General features: G+C 39.0%; 13 protein-coding genes. 10 read left to right on the top strand and 3 right to left on the bottom strand.

Translation table 11 applies throughout. The annotated features are described in order from the left end of the window. Positions 1-9: 9 nt before the first annotated feature. The 3 genes from ligD (at position 10) to DV942_RS03770 (ending at position 4,208) form a co-directional block, all read left to right on the top strand. Positions 10-2,706, top strand: coding sequence for a DNA ligase D (gene ligD / locus DV942_RS03780; protein WP_145855398.1), 2,697 nt, complete (start codon positions 10-12; stop codon positions 2,704-2,706). 48 nt (positions 2,707-2,754) lie between these two features. Further along, positions 2,755-3,051 (top strand): Dabb family protein, encoded by a 297-nt coding sequence (locus DV942_RS03775; RefSeq protein ID WP_145855397.1) that lies wholly within the window; start codon positions 2,755-2,757, stop codon positions 3,049-3,051. 341 nt (positions 3,052-3,392) lie between these two features. Further along, positions 3,393-4,208 (top strand): sugar phosphate isomerase/epimerase family protein, encoded by an 816-nt coding sequence (locus tag DV942_RS03770; protein WP_186462420.1) that lies wholly within the window; start codon positions 3,393-3,395, stop codon positions 4,206-4,208. A 246-nt stretch (positions 4,209-4,454) separates the two neighbouring features. Here the strand turns inward: DV942_RS03770 and DV942_RS03765 are convergent, their stop codons facing one another. Next, complete coding sequence (locus DV942_RS03765) at positions 4,455-5,594, bottom strand: sensor histidine kinase (RefSeq protein ID WP_186462419.1); 1,140 nt, start codon at positions 5,592-5,594, stop codon at positions 4,455-4,457. A 76-nt stretch (positions 5,595-5,670) separates the two neighbouring features. Here DV942_RS03765 and DV942_RS23405 point away from each other — a divergent pair, with 76 nt between their 5' ends. Then, complete coding sequence (locus DV942_RS23405) at positions 5,671-5,811, top strand: hypothetical protein (protein ID WP_186462418.1); 141 nt, start codon at positions 5,671-5,673, stop codon at positions 5,809-5,811. Between the two features lie 21 nt (positions 5,812-5,832). Here DV942_RS23405 and DV942_RS03760 read toward each other — a convergent pair whose 3' ends face one another. Beyond that, positions 5,833-6,558, bottom strand: a complete 726-nt coding sequence (locus DV942_RS03760; protein WP_090986840.1) for a LytR/AlgR family response regulator transcription factor — start codon at positions 6,556-6,558, stop codon at positions 5,833-5,835. A 439-nt stretch (positions 6,559-6,997) separates the two neighbouring features. Between DV942_RS03760 and DV942_RS03755 the strand changes: the two genes are divergently transcribed. Further along, positions 6,998-8,005 (top strand): LLM class flavin-dependent oxidoreductase, encoded by a 1,008-nt coding sequence (locus DV942_RS03755; protein ID WP_145855391.1) that lies wholly within the window; start codon positions 6,998-7,000, stop codon positions 8,003-8,005. A gap of 640 nt (positions 8,006-8,645) precedes the next feature. Continuing rightward, entirely contained in the window at positions 8,646-9,950 is a 1,305-nt protein-coding gene (locus DV942_RS03750; RefSeq protein WP_145854574.1) for an IS110 family RNA-guided transposase, read from the top strand. A gap of 1,738 nt (positions 9,951-11,688) precedes the next feature. Here the strand turns inward: DV942_RS03750 and DV942_RS03745 are convergent. After that, positions 11,689-12,432: a hypothetical protein gene (locus DV942_RS03745; protein WP_145855388.1), complete on the bottom strand. Its 744-nt coding sequence runs from the start codon at positions 12,430-12,432 to the stop codon at positions 11,689-11,691. A gap of 448 nt (positions 12,433-12,880) precedes the next feature. Here DV942_RS03745 and DV942_RS03740 point away from each other — a divergent pair, with 448 nt between their 5' ends. The 4 genes from DV942_RS03740 to DV942_RS03725 all read left to right on the top strand — a co-directional run bounded on the left by DV942_RS03740 (position 12,881) and on the right by DV942_RS03725 (position 17,175). Further along, positions 12,881-13,393 carry a hypothetical protein gene (locus DV942_RS03740; protein WP_145855386.1) on the top strand — a complete coding sequence of 171 codons (513 nt, stop codon included), beginning with the start codon at positions 12,881-12,883 and terminating at the stop codon, positions 13,391-13,393. Positions 13,394-13,409: 16 nt separating this feature from the next. Beyond that, positions 13,410-14,582, top strand: a complete 1,173-nt coding sequence (locus DV942_RS03735) for a PDDEXK-like family protein (protein ID WP_145855384.1) — start codon at positions 13,410-13,412, stop codon at positions 14,580-14,582. A 77-nt stretch (positions 14,583-14,659) separates the two neighbouring features. Beyond that, positions 14,660-14,983 carry a nucleotide pyrophosphohydrolase gene (locus DV942_RS03730; protein WP_145855382.1) on the top strand — a complete coding sequence of 108 codons (324 nt, stop codon included), beginning with the start codon at positions 14,660-14,662 and terminating at the stop codon, positions 14,981-14,983. Between the two features lie 2 nt (positions 14,984-14,985). Further along, positions 14,986-17,175, top strand: coding sequence for a DNA/RNA helicase domain-containing protein (locus DV942_RS03725; RefSeq protein ID WP_222431160.1), 2,190 nt, complete (start codon positions 14,986-14,988; stop codon positions 17,173-17,175). The last annotated feature ends 345 nt before the right edge of the window (positions 17,176-17,520 follow it).

Here is a 17,520-nt window from a genome sequence, read left to right as displayed (position 1 = left end):
ATTAATTCTATGAGTCTGAAAAAGTATGTTTCCAAACGCGATTTCTCCAAAACTACCGAACCGAAATCGGGTAAAAGCAGCGATCGGAATAAATTACATTTCGTCATTCAAAAACACGATGCTTCGAGGTTGCATTACGATTTCAGACTCGAAATGGAAGGCGTTTTAAAAAGCTGGGCGGTACCAAAGGGTCCTTCAACCGATCCTAAAATTAAACGCCTGGCTATGATGGTAGAAGATCACCCTTATGATTATAAAGATTTTGAGGGCATTATACCAGAGGGCGAATATGGCGGGGGAACCGTTATTGTATGGGATGAAGGTACGTATGAGCCGATAGAAGCCATTAAAGGCAAAAAAGCACAGGAGAAACATTTGCTGGGTCAGTTAAATGATGGTTCTTTAAAAATCAGGCTGAATGGAGAAAAACTTCAAGGCGAATTTGCACTTGTTAAAACAAATGGCATGGGCGAAAATGGCTGGTTATTGATCAAACATAAAGACGACTACGCTTCAACGAAAGATATTACCAAAGAAGATAAATCTGTGCTGTCTGGTAAAACGATCGAAAAGATGGAAAAAACATCAGATAAAGTTTGGAAAGCGGGAAAAGAGCAGGATTTGAAAACGGAAAAAAAAAGCCCGAAACCAAAGGTAAAGAAAGAAACTAAATCCGTTGGTGATGAAGTTACCGTAGATGTTAAAAGCATTCTGAAAAAAGCGCCGAAAACTGCTATCCCCACAGGAATAAAGCCCATGCTGGCCACGCTGGTTAACGAACCGTTTGATGACCCTGACTGGCAGTACGAGGTAAAATGGGATGGTTACCGTGCCATGGCCTTTCTTAACAAAGGTAAGGTAGACCTGTTATCCAGAAATAATAAATCCTTTAATGAAAAATTTTATTCCATTTACGATCTGCTTTCAGACTGGAAACTGAATGCAGTTCTTGACGGCGAAATTTTGGTGTTAAATGATAAGGGCATATCTAATTTTGGTTCATTGCAGAACTGGAGAAGCGAGGCAGATGGCGAACTTGTTTTTTATGTGTTTGATATCCTGTGGTATGAAGGGAAGAACCTGATGGAGCTGCCACTTTATCAGCGCCAGGCCATATTAAACGAGGTTTTACCCACAAACGATGACCGGATACGTTTAGGAAAAGTTTTTAAAGCAAGCGGCGTTGATTTTTTTGATGCGGCCGAAAGGATGGGCTTAGAGGGAATCATCGCAAAAAAAACAGACAGCACCTATAGCACAAATTACAGATCTAAAGAGTGGCTTAAAATTAAGGTACATAAAAGGCAGGAAGTGGTTATTGCAGGTTTTACCAAAAATGCCGATACCAGCAAATCTTTCAGTTCTTTGCTACTGGGCGTTTACGAACAGGGAAAACTGCAGTATGTAGGCAAAGTGGGGACTGGATTTTCAGACAAGCTCCAAAAATCCATGATGGAGCAGTTTAAGCCGATTATTGTAGATCAGAGTCCTTTCGAAAGTATTCCTGATGTAAATAAACCCTCGCGTTTCAGGCCCAATCCGCCAAAGGCAAAAGCCACCTGGTTAAAACCCGAACTGGTATGCGAAGTTGCTTTTGCTGAAGTAACAGATGATGGGGTTTTCCGTCATCCTTCCTTTCAGGGCATGCGCGAAGATAAAAAAGCCAAAGAAGTGGTCAGGGAGGTAGAAATGCCAACCGAAAAAGTAGTGGAAGATGCAGAGACCCAAAACCCACATGCAAAAGCAATTAAAGCACCCGAAGGCAAAGTACCGAAAACCTTGTTAAACCCAAAGGATGAAACCCAGGTAAGGAAAATTAAAGGGCATGAACTTAAATTTACCAACCTGAGTAAAATATACTGGCCCGAAGATAAGGTGACGAAAAGAGATATGTTTAATTATTATTACCAGGTTGCTGAATATATTTTGCCTTATCTGAAAGACCGTCCGCAGTCGCTCAACCGTTTCCCTGGGGGCATACATGGCAAAAGTTTTTACCAGAAAGATGTAAAGGGGAAAGCACCTGACTGGGCCAAAACCTTCCCTTATGAAAATGGTGACGGTGAAAAAAAGGAATACCTGGTTGGAACAGATGAAGCTTCTTTGCTTTGGATGGCCAGTTTAGGCTGTATTGAGATGAATCCCTGGTTTAGCAGGGTACAAAGCCCCGATCATCCCGATTATTGCGTAATTGATTTAGACCCCGATAAACAATCTTTCGATCAGGTAGTGGAAACCGCATTGGAAACCAAAAAGGTACTGGACGCGATTGATGTACCCAGTTATTGCAAAACATCAGGCTCAACCGGGATACATATTTATATTCCGTTAAATGCAAAATACAGTTACGATCAAAGCCAGATGTTTGCCAAAATAGTGGTGAACCTGGTACACCAGCAAATACCCGAATATACTTCCCTGGAGCGGATGATCAGTGCCAGAAAAGGCAAAATGTATCTCGATTTTTTACAGAACAGGCCAGGGGCAACCATTGCCGGGCCTTATTCTTTACGTCCGAAAATTGGTGCAACGGTATCAATGCCATTACATTGGGATGAAGTTAAGCCAGGTTTGAAAATGAAAGATTTTAATATTTTTAACGCCATTGATCGACTAAAGGTTGAAGGAGATCTTTTTAAAGGCGTTTTAGGCAAAGGAATAGATTTGATCAAGGCGGTAGAGAAAGCTAAAAGTGTTTTTGGATAAGCGTAGCTTCTTTAATGCTTTCCTTTATATTTGGTAAAAAATTTAAAGATGATCGCACACCACGTTTTATTCTGGCTAAAAGCCGATACCACCGATGAGCAGAAAGCTGCTTTTCGCAACAGCTTACAAACATTAGAAAATATTGAAGTAGTAAAAACTTTTCATGTCGGTGTACCGGCACCCATTGAGCGTGCTGTTGTAGATACCACTTACACCTTCAGCCTGCTGATATTATTTGAAGACCTGGCAGCACATGATATTTACCAGGTTCACCCATTACATAAAGCTTTCCTGGATGAGTTCAGGATTTACTTTGAAAAGGTTGTGATTTACGACGCAGCATAAACCCCGTCGAGCTGTACTATAGGTTAGATACAAAACTAATCTGACAGGTTTACCGCTCAAGGTAAGTAACCGAAGTGCCGTTAAAATATTAAAACGGCACTTTCATAAATTAATGGTGATGATTATGTAGGTTATGGCTTTTTCACCCTCAGGGCCACATATCAATAATATCTGTATCGTATTTGCTTATTGCAGTCTAATCGCCAGGCTTTAAAATGTGTTTCAAAAACTCAAAAAAAGCCAGATTTTTTCTAACCCATGTTCTGAATAATATGAGAAGTATGAAATCCAGTTACCCAATTTTTTTAATCGGCCTGATTTTTACCATATGCTGTAGTTTCATGCCGGATAAGCAAGATTATCCCCGTTTAGGTATCGTATCTGGTTTAGCACAGGATAGTTTAGCTTATGCTTCAGGTTTTAAAATGATCGGCGAATCAGTTCCGAAATTGCTTTCGCCTCAGTTAACAGATGAGCAGTTCAACGCTAATCTCGAAAAAATCAAGGCAGCAAAATGTAAAGTGTTAAGTTGTAATCTTTTCTTTCCATCAAATATTAAAATTGCCGGACCTGATGTAGATGAAGCAAAAGTTTTAAAATATACCGAAACGGTGCTTTCAAGAGCCGGGCGGGCAGGGGTTAAGTTTATTGTTTTAGGAAGCTCGGGTGCCAGGAGTATTCCTGCAGGTTACAATATGGTGAAGGCAAAAACAGATTTTATTGGTTTATGTAAAAAGCTGGCCCAAATTGCAGGCAGATATGAGGTTACAATTTTGTTAGAAAACCTGGAAACTACCGAAACAAACTTCATTACCTCGTTAAAATCGGCAGCTGAGGTGGTAAAAAAAGTTAACCACCCAAATTTCAGGTTAAATGCTGATATATTTCATATGATGCGTGAGGGCGAGGCTCCAGATGAAATTATCAAGGCCGGTAAATGGATTGGATTTGCAGAAGTTGCTGAAAAAGAAAAAAGGTCGCTGCCTGGTGTAATGGGCGATGATTTTAAACCTTATTTAAAGGCTTTGCACCAGATAAAATATAAAGGATTTATTTTTATCGAAGGCAACATCAAAAATGCAGCTGCTGAAATACCACTTGCTTTTACATATCTTTCAGCACAGATTGCAGCCGTATATGCAGAGCCTAAACCTTGATGATTGACCCAGATTTATTCTTTAAGCTGACTGATGGCCATACGATGCAATGCAGATTAAACAACCGGAAGAAGCCAGCGCCTGGACTGTTTTAAAGTTTACAACCATAATGTTGAACCAGATTTTTGTAAAGCAGCTTCACCGGAAGAATGAAAGCTCCAGTTACAAGGCTATTTAGCAACGATAGTTGGTTTTCGTTAACATGCTGGTATGGCCGTTAATTGTATTTAATAAACTCTTGAATAATTAAACAGTAATAGCCTGTTCAGCTTTCATAAGTTTTGGGGCCATGTTTAGTGCTGATAAAGAAATACTGATGTTTACCTGATAAAAACCTTCTTCATCAATTCCGGCGGTCATTTCGGCATCCTGATGGTAGGCATAGTTTAAACGGTTACGGATATTATCCATACCGGAGCCGAAGCCTACTTTACTTTTTACCAATCTGGGTAAATTACGGCTTTCGATGTGTAGTTTACCATCAATAGTATACACGGCTATACTGGCCTTATTTTCTACATCGCTTAGGTTTCCATGTTTAAACATATTTTCCAGAATGGTGAGCAAAACCAGTGGAATCAGCTTAATTTCATCAAGATCAGGTCCGCTGGCCATTTCAATATAAATTGCGCCCTGTGTAATGTGATGCAAACCAATCAGGTTTTCGCACTGTGAAATTTCCTCACTTAAATATACAAAACCTTCATTATGTTGAGTATTGGCGGCAAAACGCATCATATCAGAAAGGTAGAGCATTACTTTCGCATCCTCCGGAGAGTAGGTGCTCAGCTTTTGGTGTACAAACTCAAAGGTATTAAAAAGCAAATGCGGGTTAATCTGCGCTTTCATAAAAGCGTTTTTAGACATGGCCAATTCCTTTTCCATTTTCTCTTTCTCAAGAAGCATCTGAAAACGCTGTTTTTCAATACGGTATCTTTCCGTCCGCTCACTGATAAACTGCTTTAAAAAATAGTAACCTGTAGAAAAAAGCAGAAAAAAAGAAGATCTCCATAATAGCGTCAGTAAACGTGTTTCTGCCGGTGGTGCTGCAATGGAGATGAAATTGGTGTATTTTCTTAAAAAGATATCGAGATAAAAAACAAAACCAACATACAAAGCGAGTTCAAAAATCACAGCCAAAGGGATTTTAAATATCGCATGCCTTGTTGAACTGGTTGCTTTTTCGAGTAACCAAACATGAAAATAAAACAGACAGATGTTTACGATATAATGGATTACATAATTACCTAATGTTCCAAAAACTCCTGATATCAACCCAACAATAATGGATTCCCAAAAGATAAAAGAGGCCCAGGCAATCAAATGTACCCGATATCGATAAGCCCAGTTGTAGATCATATTCGGAGTCTGTTTTAATCTATCCATCACGAGATTTTTACCATTCATGTAACAACTAAAGTTATAGGGTGCCGCCGCCGCTAGTTTTCGAAAAAAAACAATTATGAAAACTAAAAAGCTTAACAAACGGACCCTGTTTGTATTCAAAAAAAATTATATTAACAATACGCAGGCAGTAACCACCCATTCCGAACCAACAACAACATCAGCCACCAGTACCATTAGCTCCGGCGTCATCTATTAGCAAAAACAATTTCAGTAGCCGTCATTTCTTGCGGCTACTGATAATTAACCTTTCGGAAATAAAACTTTTAAATTCATGGTGATAAATGTCTCCAACGGTAAAGCTAATGTGGTTATTCATGGTAATCCTGTTGCCATCTATATGCAAAATTTTATCAATGGCCACAATATAACCACGGTGTAACTGTATAAAACCTTTTTTAATGCTAAGCTGTTCACGAACATCTTTTAAGCTTAAGTAAGCAATAATTACTTTGCTTACGGTATGTAATTTAATATAATTGTGAAAGCTTTCAAAAGCGATAATATCCTCATATTTCACCATTACCGCACGGTGTTCTTCTTCCTTATTTTTAACCAGAAAATAGTCTTCATTGGCTCCGCCCGTCATTTCATGCCCAAAAAGCCTGGTAATGGTTGTTGCAAATTTAGCATAGCTATATGGTTTAAGCAAATACGCATCTCCGGCAGCCTCAAAGGCATCAAAAGCATATTGCTGATGAGAAGTGGTAAAGATGAGTTTTCTGGTTCTGAAGCGGATAGCTTTGGCCAGTTCGAGCCCTGAAATCTGGGGCATTTCCACATCCATAAAAATTACATCAACTGTTTCTGAGCTGGCTAACTCTCTTAAAGCAGTAATGGGATCTGTAAATTGCTGCACTAGCCGCATGTTTGGTGTATCTTCTATATATTTTTGTAGCCCTGCTAAGGAACTGTACTGGTCATCTATGGCTATGCACTTAATCATCTTCAAAATATCTGGTTCTCTTATAACGAAATTACGCCTTTTTGTAACGAAAAACGTACTATCTGTACGCAATAATTTAAAGTTTCTCCCTTGTTTATTAATTTAACTAAAATATTTGTCAATTAAGTTCAATTGATGCGGGCAATAGCCATAATCCATAAAATACTCTACAATAATGGTGTTTATAGTAACTAATTGATTTGCTATCAATATAATAAGTTTAATCAACTTAAGAGCGCCTGCGCATCTGTTTTGTTACCAGAATATACAAACTCCTACAGTGCTGTAACGGGTAATGTCTGATTCAGTTTTTTGTTTTTTGCATCAGATCCTCTTGTGCTATTGCTGGTTGTGTTGGCTAAGCGTCATAAGTATTCATTTAAGGCAGACTTGGTTTTATTAAGGATATTTTTGCAATACAGATTTATCTTTTTAGTTTATGGCTGATCACTTATTGAAAAATATACCTTATTCCGTTCTCGATCTTGCAACCGTTTTAGACGGCTTTACGGCTACAGATACTTTTAAAACCAGTTTAGATTTAGCAAAACAGTCTGAAGCTTTGGGTTATACGCGTTACTGGTTTGCCGAACACCATAACATGGCCGGCGTGGCCAGTTCGGCCCCGGTGGTATTGATTGGTTATATTGCGGGTAATACCACCCGCATACGGGTAGGCTCCGGAGGCATTATGCTGCCTAACCACGCGCCCCTAGTAGTTGCCGAACAATTTGGAACATTGGCGTCGTTATATCCTCACCGCATTGACCTTGGTTTGGGCAGGGCGCCCGGCACCGATCAGGTTACGGCAATGGCCATCCGTGGCGAAAATTTTAATGCCGTTCATAGTTTCCCGAGAGATATTGAAAAATTACAGCAATTCTTTTCTGCCGGTAATAACCGGGCGGGGGTAAGAGCCATACCTGGCGAAGGATTGGATATTCCGATCTGGATTTTGGGTTCAAGTACCGATAGCGCCCGTTTGGCAGCAGAAAAAGGACTTCCGTATGCTTTTGCCAGTCATTTTGCCCCAACTTATTTTGAACAGGCCGTTTCCATTTACAAGAATAATTTTAAACCGTCACCGTTTTTGAGCGAGCCTTATGTAATGGCTTGTGTAAATGTGGTTGCTGCAGATACCGATGAGGAGGCAGAACGTTTATCGAGTTCGGTAAAAAGGATGTTTCTTGGCGTAATCACCGGCAAAAGAGAAATGCTCAAACCAGCGGTTGATGATATCAATATGTATTGGGACCGTATGGAAAAGGAAGCGGTTGAGCAGATGTTGTACTACTCTTTTATTGGCAGCGCCAAAACCATTCAGGAAAATTTAACAGCTTTTGTGGCAAAGTATGGTGTAAATGAGATCATGAGTACCTCGCATATTTACGATCATCAGGCAAAGTTGCGTTCGAATGAAATTTTTGCAGGGTTGTTTAAAGGTTAAGAGAATATTTTAAATGATGAGGGGAACTCCTGCCTCATTTAGGAGGGGTGGGGGTGGTAGCGGAGAAATCTTTTCAGTTAGGTTAATAGTACATTCTTTGCCATGGCTCGGGCTTGCCTCGGTTAGCCACCGAAGGGCTCTTACTTTTGGCTTGGCCCAAAAGTAACAAAAACCCAAGGCTTGCATCCTTCCTTGTAAAAAGCTACGGAAATCTTGATAGCGGCAGCATCGAGGCTCTTAGCCCTGGCTTTGTCCCACCGCTCTCGCTTTGATCCTGCCTTGGGCTGGGGGGTATGAGGGGAACTGCGAAGCTTTCCGTGCTTTTTCCGGCGGAAATCTGCGAGGCCGGGCAGCAGGGTGCAGATAGCAGGGTGCAGATGGACTTCCCATTTTGCTGTCATCCTGAGGGATAATTTATGATATAAAAATCAATATAAATGACGTTAACTTTATGTAGAGTTTAAGGGAGATAAGCAGCATAACAGTCGCCTTAATAGTGCATTAGCCTGTTCCTGAGCTTTGTTTTAGCGTATAATAGTAATCAATATTGGTGAGTCATTTGATATCCCGCATGGTAGTAATATCCTTATCTGAAATACGTTAAGCTTATCTTCTTATTTAAAAAGCTCTGTTATTTGAAATGAGTGTTTTAAACAAAATTTATCCCAATAGTGCAGGCATTGATATTGGGAGTGAAAAGGTTTATGTTTCTGTAGAAAACCAGACAGTAAGGAATTTCCGCACTTTTACTTCTTGTTATAGGGAATTGAGTGCCTATCTAAAAGAATGTTCAATAACCCATGTTGCTATGGAAGCTACGGGAGTTTATTGGATTACCCTTTATGATGTTTTAGAGTCTGATGGTTTTGAGGTTACGCTGGTAAACCCTGCTGACAGCAAGAACCTTCCGGGCAGAAAGACCGATGTTCAAGACTGTCAGTGGATTCAACAGCTCTTTAGCTACGGGCTACTGCGCAAAAGCTTTGTTCCTGAAGACATTGTAAGAAAACTGAGGGTTTATACCCGGATGCGGGAAGATAAGCTACAGATGGCCTCTTCCCACGTTCAGCATATGCAGAAAGCCCTAACCCTGATGAATATAAGGTTGCCAGAAGTGCTTTCACAAACCCATGGTGCCAGTGGAATGGCAATGATACAGGCTATCCTTGCAGGAGAACGGAAACCTGAAAAACTTTTGGCATGCTGTACCCCATCCTTAATCAAGAACAAGGGAACAGATATTTTGCTCGCTCTTGAAGGCAACTACAAAGAAGAATACCTTTTCGAACTTCAGCAGGCCTTCGATGGATATATGTTTTATATTGATCAGGTTTCCAAATGTGATATAGAAACAGGAAAAGTTCTTCAGGATTATAATAATTCTTCCAATAAAGATTACAAAGACAGGCATCCAGTCAAACCAATCCGCCATAACAAGCCAAATATTGATCAGCTACACCAATTATTATTAGGAATTCATGGAGCAAACCCGACCACCTTACCAGGTTTAACAGATTACAGTTTAATGAGGCTTACGGCTGAACTTGGTAACAATATTAAACAGTGGCCTTCAATAAAAAACTTTGTTTCCTGGTTGGGACTGGCTCCAGGTAAGCATCAGTCAGGAAAGATGAATAAAAGAAGTAAGAAAAAACCTGCAACCAGAGCGGGACAAATATTTAAACAGGCAGCCCAATCTATATTGTTAAGCAAACAGCCAGGGCTGGGAGCATTTGCCAGAAGACTTAAAGCAAAAAAAGGTTCTGGCATAGCTATAAAAGCTACGGCAAGAAAATTAGCAGAACTTTATTATAGAATATTTGATAAAGGGATGAATTATGTTGAACAGGGAGTAAAGAGATATCAAGAAAAGTTAAAAGAACAACAGATAATTTTCCTCCAAAAAAAAGCAGGTGAACTTAATTTGCAAGTTGTTGAAAATTAAACCATTATACAAATACGTCAATGGTAGGTACGAAGGATCTTTTAATTGCAGGTTATCGCGAAATCCGTCATTTCGACCGTAGTGGAGAAATCATTTAAGTTAGGTTAATAGTGTACATTTTTGCCCTTGGCTCGGGCTTGCCTCGGCTCACCGCCACCGAGGGGCTCTTACTTTTTTCAGTGTTTGTATATGTTTTTATCTGTCTTCAAGCTTGCTTCGCAGGTTTCTTGATAAAAAGGTAACCAACCTGAGCGCAGCGAAAGCATGCCTGCCCTAAAAAACAACAACAGAAAAGGCATAACTGAAAGGCTTGCATCGTTTTTTATGAGATAATGTTGTTTTTATCGGTATGAAAGATTGCTGCGCAATTACTTGTAAAAAGCTACGGAAATCTTTATTGTGGCAGCATCGAGGCTCTTAGCCCTGGCTTTGTCCCACCGCTCCCGCTTTGATCCTGCCTTGGGCTGTGGGTTATGAAGGGGTAACTGCAAAGCTTTCCGTGCTTTTTTCCGGCGGAAATCTGCGAGGCCAGTTAGCGGGGTGCAGATCGCATGGAGCAGAGGGAATCTTCTTACTCTGTCATCCTGAGCGTAGTCGAAGGACTCCATCATATCCTAAGCCGGTTAGCAGGGTGCAGATCGCATGTGTACTAGAAAGAAATACATTATTTATAATAAAATAAACTCGTCATTGCGAGGAGGCTTTTTCAGCCGACGAAGCAATCTTTACAGCCGGGATCACTAGCAGGAAAGATTGCTTCGTCGTTCCTCCTCGCAATGACGACCCTTTTTTGTTAAAATCTTTCATCAATTTCAAACTTTACAGTCGACAGTTTCAACGTTGCAGTCGATAGTTCAGACTTTGCAGTCGATAGTTCAGACTTTACAGTCGGTAGTTCAAACTTTACAGTCGACAGTTAAGACTTTGCAGTCGATAGTTCAGGTTTTGCAGTCGTTAGTTCAGACTTTACAGTAGATAGTTCAGACTTTGCAGTCGGCAGTTCAGACTTTGCAGTCGATAGTTCAAACGTTGCAGTCGATAGTTCAGACTTTACAGCCGGTAGTTCAGACGTTGCAGTCGCTAGTTCAGACTTTGCAGTCGATAGTTCAAACGTTGCAGTCGATAGTTCAGACTTTACGGTCGATAGTTCAAACGTTGCAGTCAATAGTTCAGACTTTGCAGTCGATAGTTCAGAGGTTGCAGTCGATAGTTCAGACGTTGCGATCGACAGTTCAGACGTTGCGGTCGGTAGTTCAGAGGTTGCGGTTGATAGTTCAGAGGTTGCGGTCGATAGTTTAGACGTTACGGTCGGTAGTTCAAACGTTGCGGTCGTTAGTTCAGAGGTTGCGGTCGATAGTTCAGACGTTGCGGTTGATAGTTCAGACGTTGCGGTCGACAGTTCAAACGTTGCGGTCGACAGTTCAGACGTTGCGGTCGGCAGTTCAGACGTTGCGGTCGATAGTTCAGACGTTGCGGTCGATAGTTCAGAGGTTGCGGTCGGTAGTTCAGACGTTGCAGTCGGTAGTTCAGAGGTTGCAGTCGATAGTTCAGACGTTGCAGTCGGTAGTTCAGACTTTGCAGCAGGTAGTTTAGCGGTATCAGGAGATAGTTGAGGCGATGCAATGCGCCATTTTACCGCTAAGCATTGCCTGAAAGAGAAACAGCAACCCGTTTTGCGCTTGTTAAATGGAAATAGGGAAATAAATTAGGGATGATTTTTTAGGGTATTATCGGGTTGTTAGTTTAGCGTTCGGAACAGAATACCCGAAATCTGTTTGTATTGGGGGCTGGTTGAGCCAAAAACAGATCTCACATAGTTTTTCACATCCTGCGCCAGGGCAACAATACCAGTTTCTGCATCGTACAGTGCGTTATTGCGGTTAATGCGGAGGGTGCTCAACTGCGTGGTTTTGGCTACCACATCGCGGTTTTTCTGCAATAAATCGTTATATAAAGTGGTGAGGCTGGCTAGCTGCAAATCTATCTCGTTAGGGGCATACTGCGGTATGGTGGCTAAGAGTTTAATCTGCTTATCTAACGTATCGAGCAGGTTGTCGTAACTCTGTTGCGAGGCCGAAACCTGGTTAACCACCGTTCCGCTGGCGGCCAGGTTATTTTTTTCTTCGGGGGTGAGTTTGGCCGTTGCCCTTTGCCCCTGTATTTTGCGGTGGTGGCTTACGGCATTATCCAATACCTGTTGGGCTACACTGTTGGCCTTAACGGCGCTCAGCACGCGGGTACTCAATTTTTTTAAGGGGGCAAAAGCCAGATCGCGCAGGGCTATGGCATTGCTGTTTTTAGCGGCCGCATCGTGCACCTGCTCGTTAATGGTTTTGGCTGCGGTGGCTTTTTCGGTTAAACTGCTTAACTGGATGTTGGCATTGCTGGGGTTGTACACCGCGCCATAACCGGTTACATAACTCAACAAGGTTTCGAAATTGGCTACGTTTTTGGCGTGGCCGGTTTCATTCGTTTTAGACATAACTTGTAGTTTTAAAAAGTAAATAAATTAGATTAATTGGCATTAAGTTAATATTATTTTCTTTACAACTAAAAGGAGTGGAGAGATTTTTTTTAAAAGAATGGGGGAAACCGTAAGGAGAAGTGGCGTAAATAGAAGAAGTTTGATCAAAGAAGTATCTGGTAAACTATTATAAAGACCATAAGATATTTTATACGATAAATGAGTAGTTTGAAAAAAGTTAGCTGAAATCTAAATTATAATTATAATTTTTGATCAATCTCAAAATTAAATTAACGTAATACCAATGTATCATCCCCAATTTGCCACTTCCTTATCAAAGGAATGGATTTATCTTGTTTCTCAACGGTCATATACAAGCAAACAAACTCAATTTTTTGAAAGAAAATTTCTTTACAAAAAGGAACTCGAACTTTAATTATTTGTGTTGATTAATACGCTGTGTTAGATGAAAAATAAATTTATAGAAAATGAGCTTTGGTACCTAAGTATCTCCGGCGCTTTCCAACGTAATTCTGTTTATGCTAAAAATATTGATGATAAAAGCGGAAAGAAAAAGGAAGCTTTTAAAGTGAAGCTTAGAGCAAATGTTATCGAAATAATAAAAAGGTATGAAGTATTTGTTTCAGATGAAGATCATGTAGATAATATTTTAGAAATTATTGCATTCAATAAAGATGAGATACTTACAAACGGCAAACTAACTTTTGGTACAGCACAAAAATTATTAAATCTATACCTAAAATATATATGGTGTACGGATCGGTTAGCGCATATGCCACCGCATTGCCCAGTTGATAGTGTTATACTAAAAAAATCTAAACAATATAAATCTAGAAGATGGACACAATTGAATTGTAAGGATGACTATATGCTCTGTATTACTGATTTAAGGGAACAAGCGAGTTACGACAATTTACATTTAGCTGAGTGGGAATTAGCTGTATTTAATAATAGGTAGAAATAAAATAATTTAAATGAATATAGACTACCGCGAATTCCAAAATCTGTTTGGACAGGTAAATTCGCTCATCTCGAAATATAAAAAGGTTAATGAATTAACAGGAGAACATTTTAATGTGTTTAGGATACTTAAGTTGGAATCATCTGAAGTTCGTATGCACTCCGCATTCATAGCGGAACTCCTTAACCCGAAAGGGAGCCATGGACAAAAAGATGTTTTTTTGAAGCTTTTTATAAAAGCATTCTGCTTTAAAGGGGCGGATATTGATACCGCGAATTGTAATGTAGAAATAGAAAAGCATGCTGGCTTTATTAACGACGACAGGACTGAAGGAGGTAGGATTGATATCTTTATTAGCGACGGGCGTAATAACCATATTATCGTTGAAAATAAAATTTATGCCGGCGATCAGCAGAACCAGCTAACCCGATACCACAAACATTCTGAGCATGCTGATATTTTATACCTCACTTTAAATGGTAACCAACCAAATGAAAATAGTTATGGTACATTAGTAGATGGAGAACATTTTAAATGCATTTCATATAAAAGTAATATCCTTAATTGGTTAGAAGATTGTAGAAAAGAATGTGCTATACTCCCCATTATCCGCGAATCGATATCGCAATACATTAATTTAATTAAATATTTAACCAACCAAACGCTTAACCATACCATGCAAGAGGAACTTTCAGAAATTATTAAAAATAACTTAGAAGCATCTATTTCTATAGCTGCTAATATTGACAAGGCACTCGATAAAGTTTCTTTGGAATTTGGAAAAGATCTGGAACTGGAGTTTAGCAACAGAAATCTTAATTGTTTTTACCGTGTTGATTTTAAGCAACGCTATACAGGGTTCTGGATTTCTAAACCAGAGTGGAAATTCATGAATATTGGCTTTCAATTTCAGTCGTACGATAAAGATATGATTTACGGTTTTTGTTGTAAGGAGCATCCAAATGAACACCCAATACCAGATGCCTTAAAAAAGCAACTTAAGGCATTACCACTTAATAGTAAAAGAAATAACGACTGGTGGCCTTGGTTTAATGAAATGGATCCATCTTTTAAAAACTGGCATGATTTCAAAACCTGGGAAAAAGTGATTGATGGAAGAATGAAGAAAATGATTGTAGAAAAAACAGAATTCTTGCTGAATTTAGCTGAAGGAATATCGCTTTAATGTTTCGAGCAATGTAATTTTAATAGGGATATTTCCCAAATCAACACTATATTCTTAAATTGGGCATCATTAGCCTTATGACCGAAGAAATAACAGCAGCATTAATTAAATTTAGAGATGAGCGCGATTGGGCGCAGTTTCATAATCCTAAAGATTTGGCACTTGCCTTAAATATTGAAGCAGCAGAGTTACTCGAGTTATTTTTATGGAAAAATGCCGAGGATGCCAATGTTGAGAAGATAAAAGAAGAACTTGCTGATGTTTTCTCTTATGCGCTATTATTGGCTGAAAAATATAACCTGGATGTGAAACAAATCATCCTGGATAAAATTAAAATTAACGATAGCAAATATCCTGTAGATAAGGCAAAAGGGACTGCTAAAAAATATGACGAGCTATAAATATGGCATTCGAACTTTCTATAGATGTTTCCGAATTTCACGATTTTAATAAACAAGGCTTAATTAAGATTCAGCAAAACCCCTGGGTAAGAAACCAGTGGCCAGTTGTTTATTTTATCAGGAATGATGCTAAAGCAGAAGCTTACGTAGGTGAGTCAACCAATGCTGCCAGCCGCATTGCTAACCATTTGGCTAATCCGGTAAAAGCCTCCATATTTAATCAGATTTCGATAATCGGATGTGATAAGTTTAATAAATCGGTAACGCTTGATATTGAATCGAACCTGATCAGATATATTTCTTCGGAGGGTACCTACAAATTAAAAAATGGAAATGATGGCTTAATTGTTCGTAATTATTACCAACGGGAACTTTATAAAGATTTATTTAAGGAAGTTTGGAAAAAACTGATCGATAAAAAAATCATAAGCAAATCTTTAAAGGAAGTAGAGAATTCGGATTTATTTAAATATTCGCCCTATACCTCGCTAAATAAAGATCAGTATGCTTCGGTACTTGATATCCTCACCAATCTTGATAAATATGATAGTACCCGCATTTTCATCAAAGGGAGTGCAGGTACAGGAAAGACAGTTTTAGCAACCTATTTAATTAAGCTTTTGGCTACCGATATCACTAATGCCAGTGTTGATGAATTTAATGAGGACGAAATCAGAGAAGTAAACTATATAAAAAGTTTTCAGCTTAAATATCCGAATGCAAAAATAGGATTGGTTATAGCCATGTCGTCCCTAAGAAAAACTTTACAACGTGTATTTAGTCAAGTACCAGGCTTAAAATCATCAATGGTAATCGGCCCATCCGATACCTTTAAAAGTAACGAGAAGTACGACCTGCTTATAGTAGATGAGGCGCATCGTTTGCGCCAATATAAAAACATAGGCTGGAGAGGTACATTCAAGAAAAATAATCAAAAGCTTGGTTTAGACAATTCGGGAAATGAACTGGATTGGATAATGGCCAATAGCAAAAACCAGATTTTCTTTTATGATAAGGCCCAATCCGTAAAACCATCTGATATTCCTGAAACTTTTTTTTCGAGGCTATTAGATGATCAAAAAACGATAAAGCTAGAGCTGCATTCGCAAATGCGTGTAATGGGTGGCAATGATTACATCCAATTTGTTGATGATTTAATGAATGTAAAACTTGATAAGAAAGCAGTTTATCAGTCATCAGATTATCAATTGCTCTACTTCGATTCGTTAGCAGAACTTTACCGCGAACTGGGTAAAAAAGAGCAGGAACATGGCCTGTGTAGAATGGTTGCAGGTTATAGTTGGCCATATAAATCAGAAGATGATAAAACAGCAATTGATATAGAGCTTGATGGTTTATCTTTTCAATGGAACCAGGTAACCACAGATTGGGTTAATTCTCCAAATGCTTTTAAAGAAATTGGTTGTATACATACAACACAGGGTTACGATTTAAATTATACGGGGTTAATTTTCGGGAAAGAGATTGATTATAATATTGGAACAGGCAAAATTGAAGTAAACCGTGATGAGTACTTTGATGGTTACGGTAAAATTGGAGTTGATGATGACGAAGATTTAAAAGAATTTCTTGTCAATATTTACAAAACGGTATTTTATCGCGGCATAAGAGGGAGTTTTATTTATGCATGCAACCCTAATCTGGCAGCTTACCTTAAAAAGCATATTCCATTATTTGAAAAGGAACCGGCTTTAAAAATAATACCATTTGAAAAAGTAAAACCCTATGAAAATGCTGTACCCTTATTAGATATTAGGGCTGCTGCAGGTAATTTTAGCGATTTACAAATCCATTCAGATTTTGAATGGGTAGAATTACCGTTCAATATTATACCCAAAAAGGATTATTTCGTTTGTAGGGTGGTAGGTGAGTCGATGAATAAGTGGATCCCAAATGGTGCTTATTGCCTGTTTAGGCAAGATGGTGGTGGCAGTAGAAACGGTAAAATTGTTTTGGTTCAAAGCACCGCTATTCAGGATGCTGATTTTGGTTCTGGTTATACTGTGAAAGAATACCACAGCAAAAAGGTAGTAACAGATGAGGGTTGGCAGCACAATGCAATCAGTTTAAAGCCTTTATCTGATGATTTATCTTACGAAGCAATCGAATTAGCCGAAGATGAATTGACTGATTTTAAAGTTGTAGGGGTATTTGAACGGGTGTTAGCTTAAAAAATAATTTTCAATACGAATTTTCTTCCAATACGGGAACCCGTAATTTTTATGTCTCATGGCCATGTATCTTGGTTGCATGAAAAGATTTTACTATATCCTATTTTTAAGTATTAGTATCCTGGCCTGTAGCAAACAAAATGAAGTTGGGGCAGATACTGAAACTTATACGCCATGCGGTACCTATAAATCGGGCCAAAAATTATATCAGGGCTCTAAGGGTGGTTGTTTTTATTACAATAGTAATGATAATAAAACATATGTTGAGAGAAGCGAGTGTAAGTGTTAGTGCCTCGCTATATTTTTTAGATTTTATATCAGGCATAAATTCATTTATAATAGGGC

Source organism: Pedobacter suwonensis (genome assembly GCF_007833675.1).
GTDB lineage: Bacteria > Bacteroidota > Bacteroidia > Sphingobacteriales > Sphingobacteriaceae > Pedobacter > Pedobacter suwonensis.
This window is presented reverse-complemented; position numbering and strand designations above follow the sequence as displayed.

Coding starts and splice junctions, on each gene's coding strand:
- ligD (WP_145855398.1), top strand. CDS start 10: ATGAGTCTGAAAAAGTATGTTTCCAAACGCGATTTCTCCAAAACTACC.
- DV942_RS03775 (WP_145855397.1), top strand. CDS start 2,755: ATGATCGCACACCACGTTTTATTCTGGCTAAAAGCCGATACCACCGAT.
- DV942_RS03770 (WP_186462420.1), top strand. CDS start 3,393: ATGCCGGATAAGCAAGATTATCCCCGTTTAGGTATCGTATCTGGTTTA.
- DV942_RS03765 (WP_186462419.1), bottom strand. CDS start 5,594: ATGGATAGATTAAAACAGACTCCGAATATGATCTACAACTGGGCTTAT.
- DV942_RS23405 (WP_186462418.1), top strand. CDS start 5,671: ATGAAAACTAAAAAGCTTAACAAACGGACCCTGTTTGTATTCAAAAAA.
- DV942_RS03760 (WP_090986840.1), bottom strand. CDS start 6,558: ATGATTAAGTGCATAGCCATAGATGACCAGTACAGTTCCTTAGCAGGG.
- DV942_RS03755 (WP_145855391.1), top strand. CDS start 6,998: ATGGCTGATCACTTATTGAAAAATATACCTTATTCCGTTCTCGATCTT.
- DV942_RS03750 (WP_145854574.1), top strand. CDS start 8,646: ATGAGTGTTTTAAACAAAATTTATCCCAATAGTGCAGGCATTGATATT.
- DV942_RS03745 (WP_145855388.1), bottom strand. CDS start 12,432: ATGTCTAAAACGAATGAAACCGGCCACGCCAAAAACGTAGCCAATTTC.
- DV942_RS03740 (WP_145855386.1), top strand. CDS start 12,881: ATGAAAAATAAATTTATAGAAAATGAGCTTTGGTACCTAAGTATCTCC.
- DV942_RS03735 (WP_145855384.1), top strand. CDS start 13,410: ATGAATATAGACTACCGCGAATTCCAAAATCTGTTTGGACAGGTAAAT.
- DV942_RS03730 (WP_145855382.1), top strand. CDS start 14,660: ATGACCGAAGAAATAACAGCAGCATTAATTAAATTTAGAGATGAGCGC.
- DV942_RS03725 (WP_222431160.1), top strand. CDS start 14,986: ATGGCATTCGAACTTTCTATAGATGTTTCCGAATTTCACGATTTTAAT.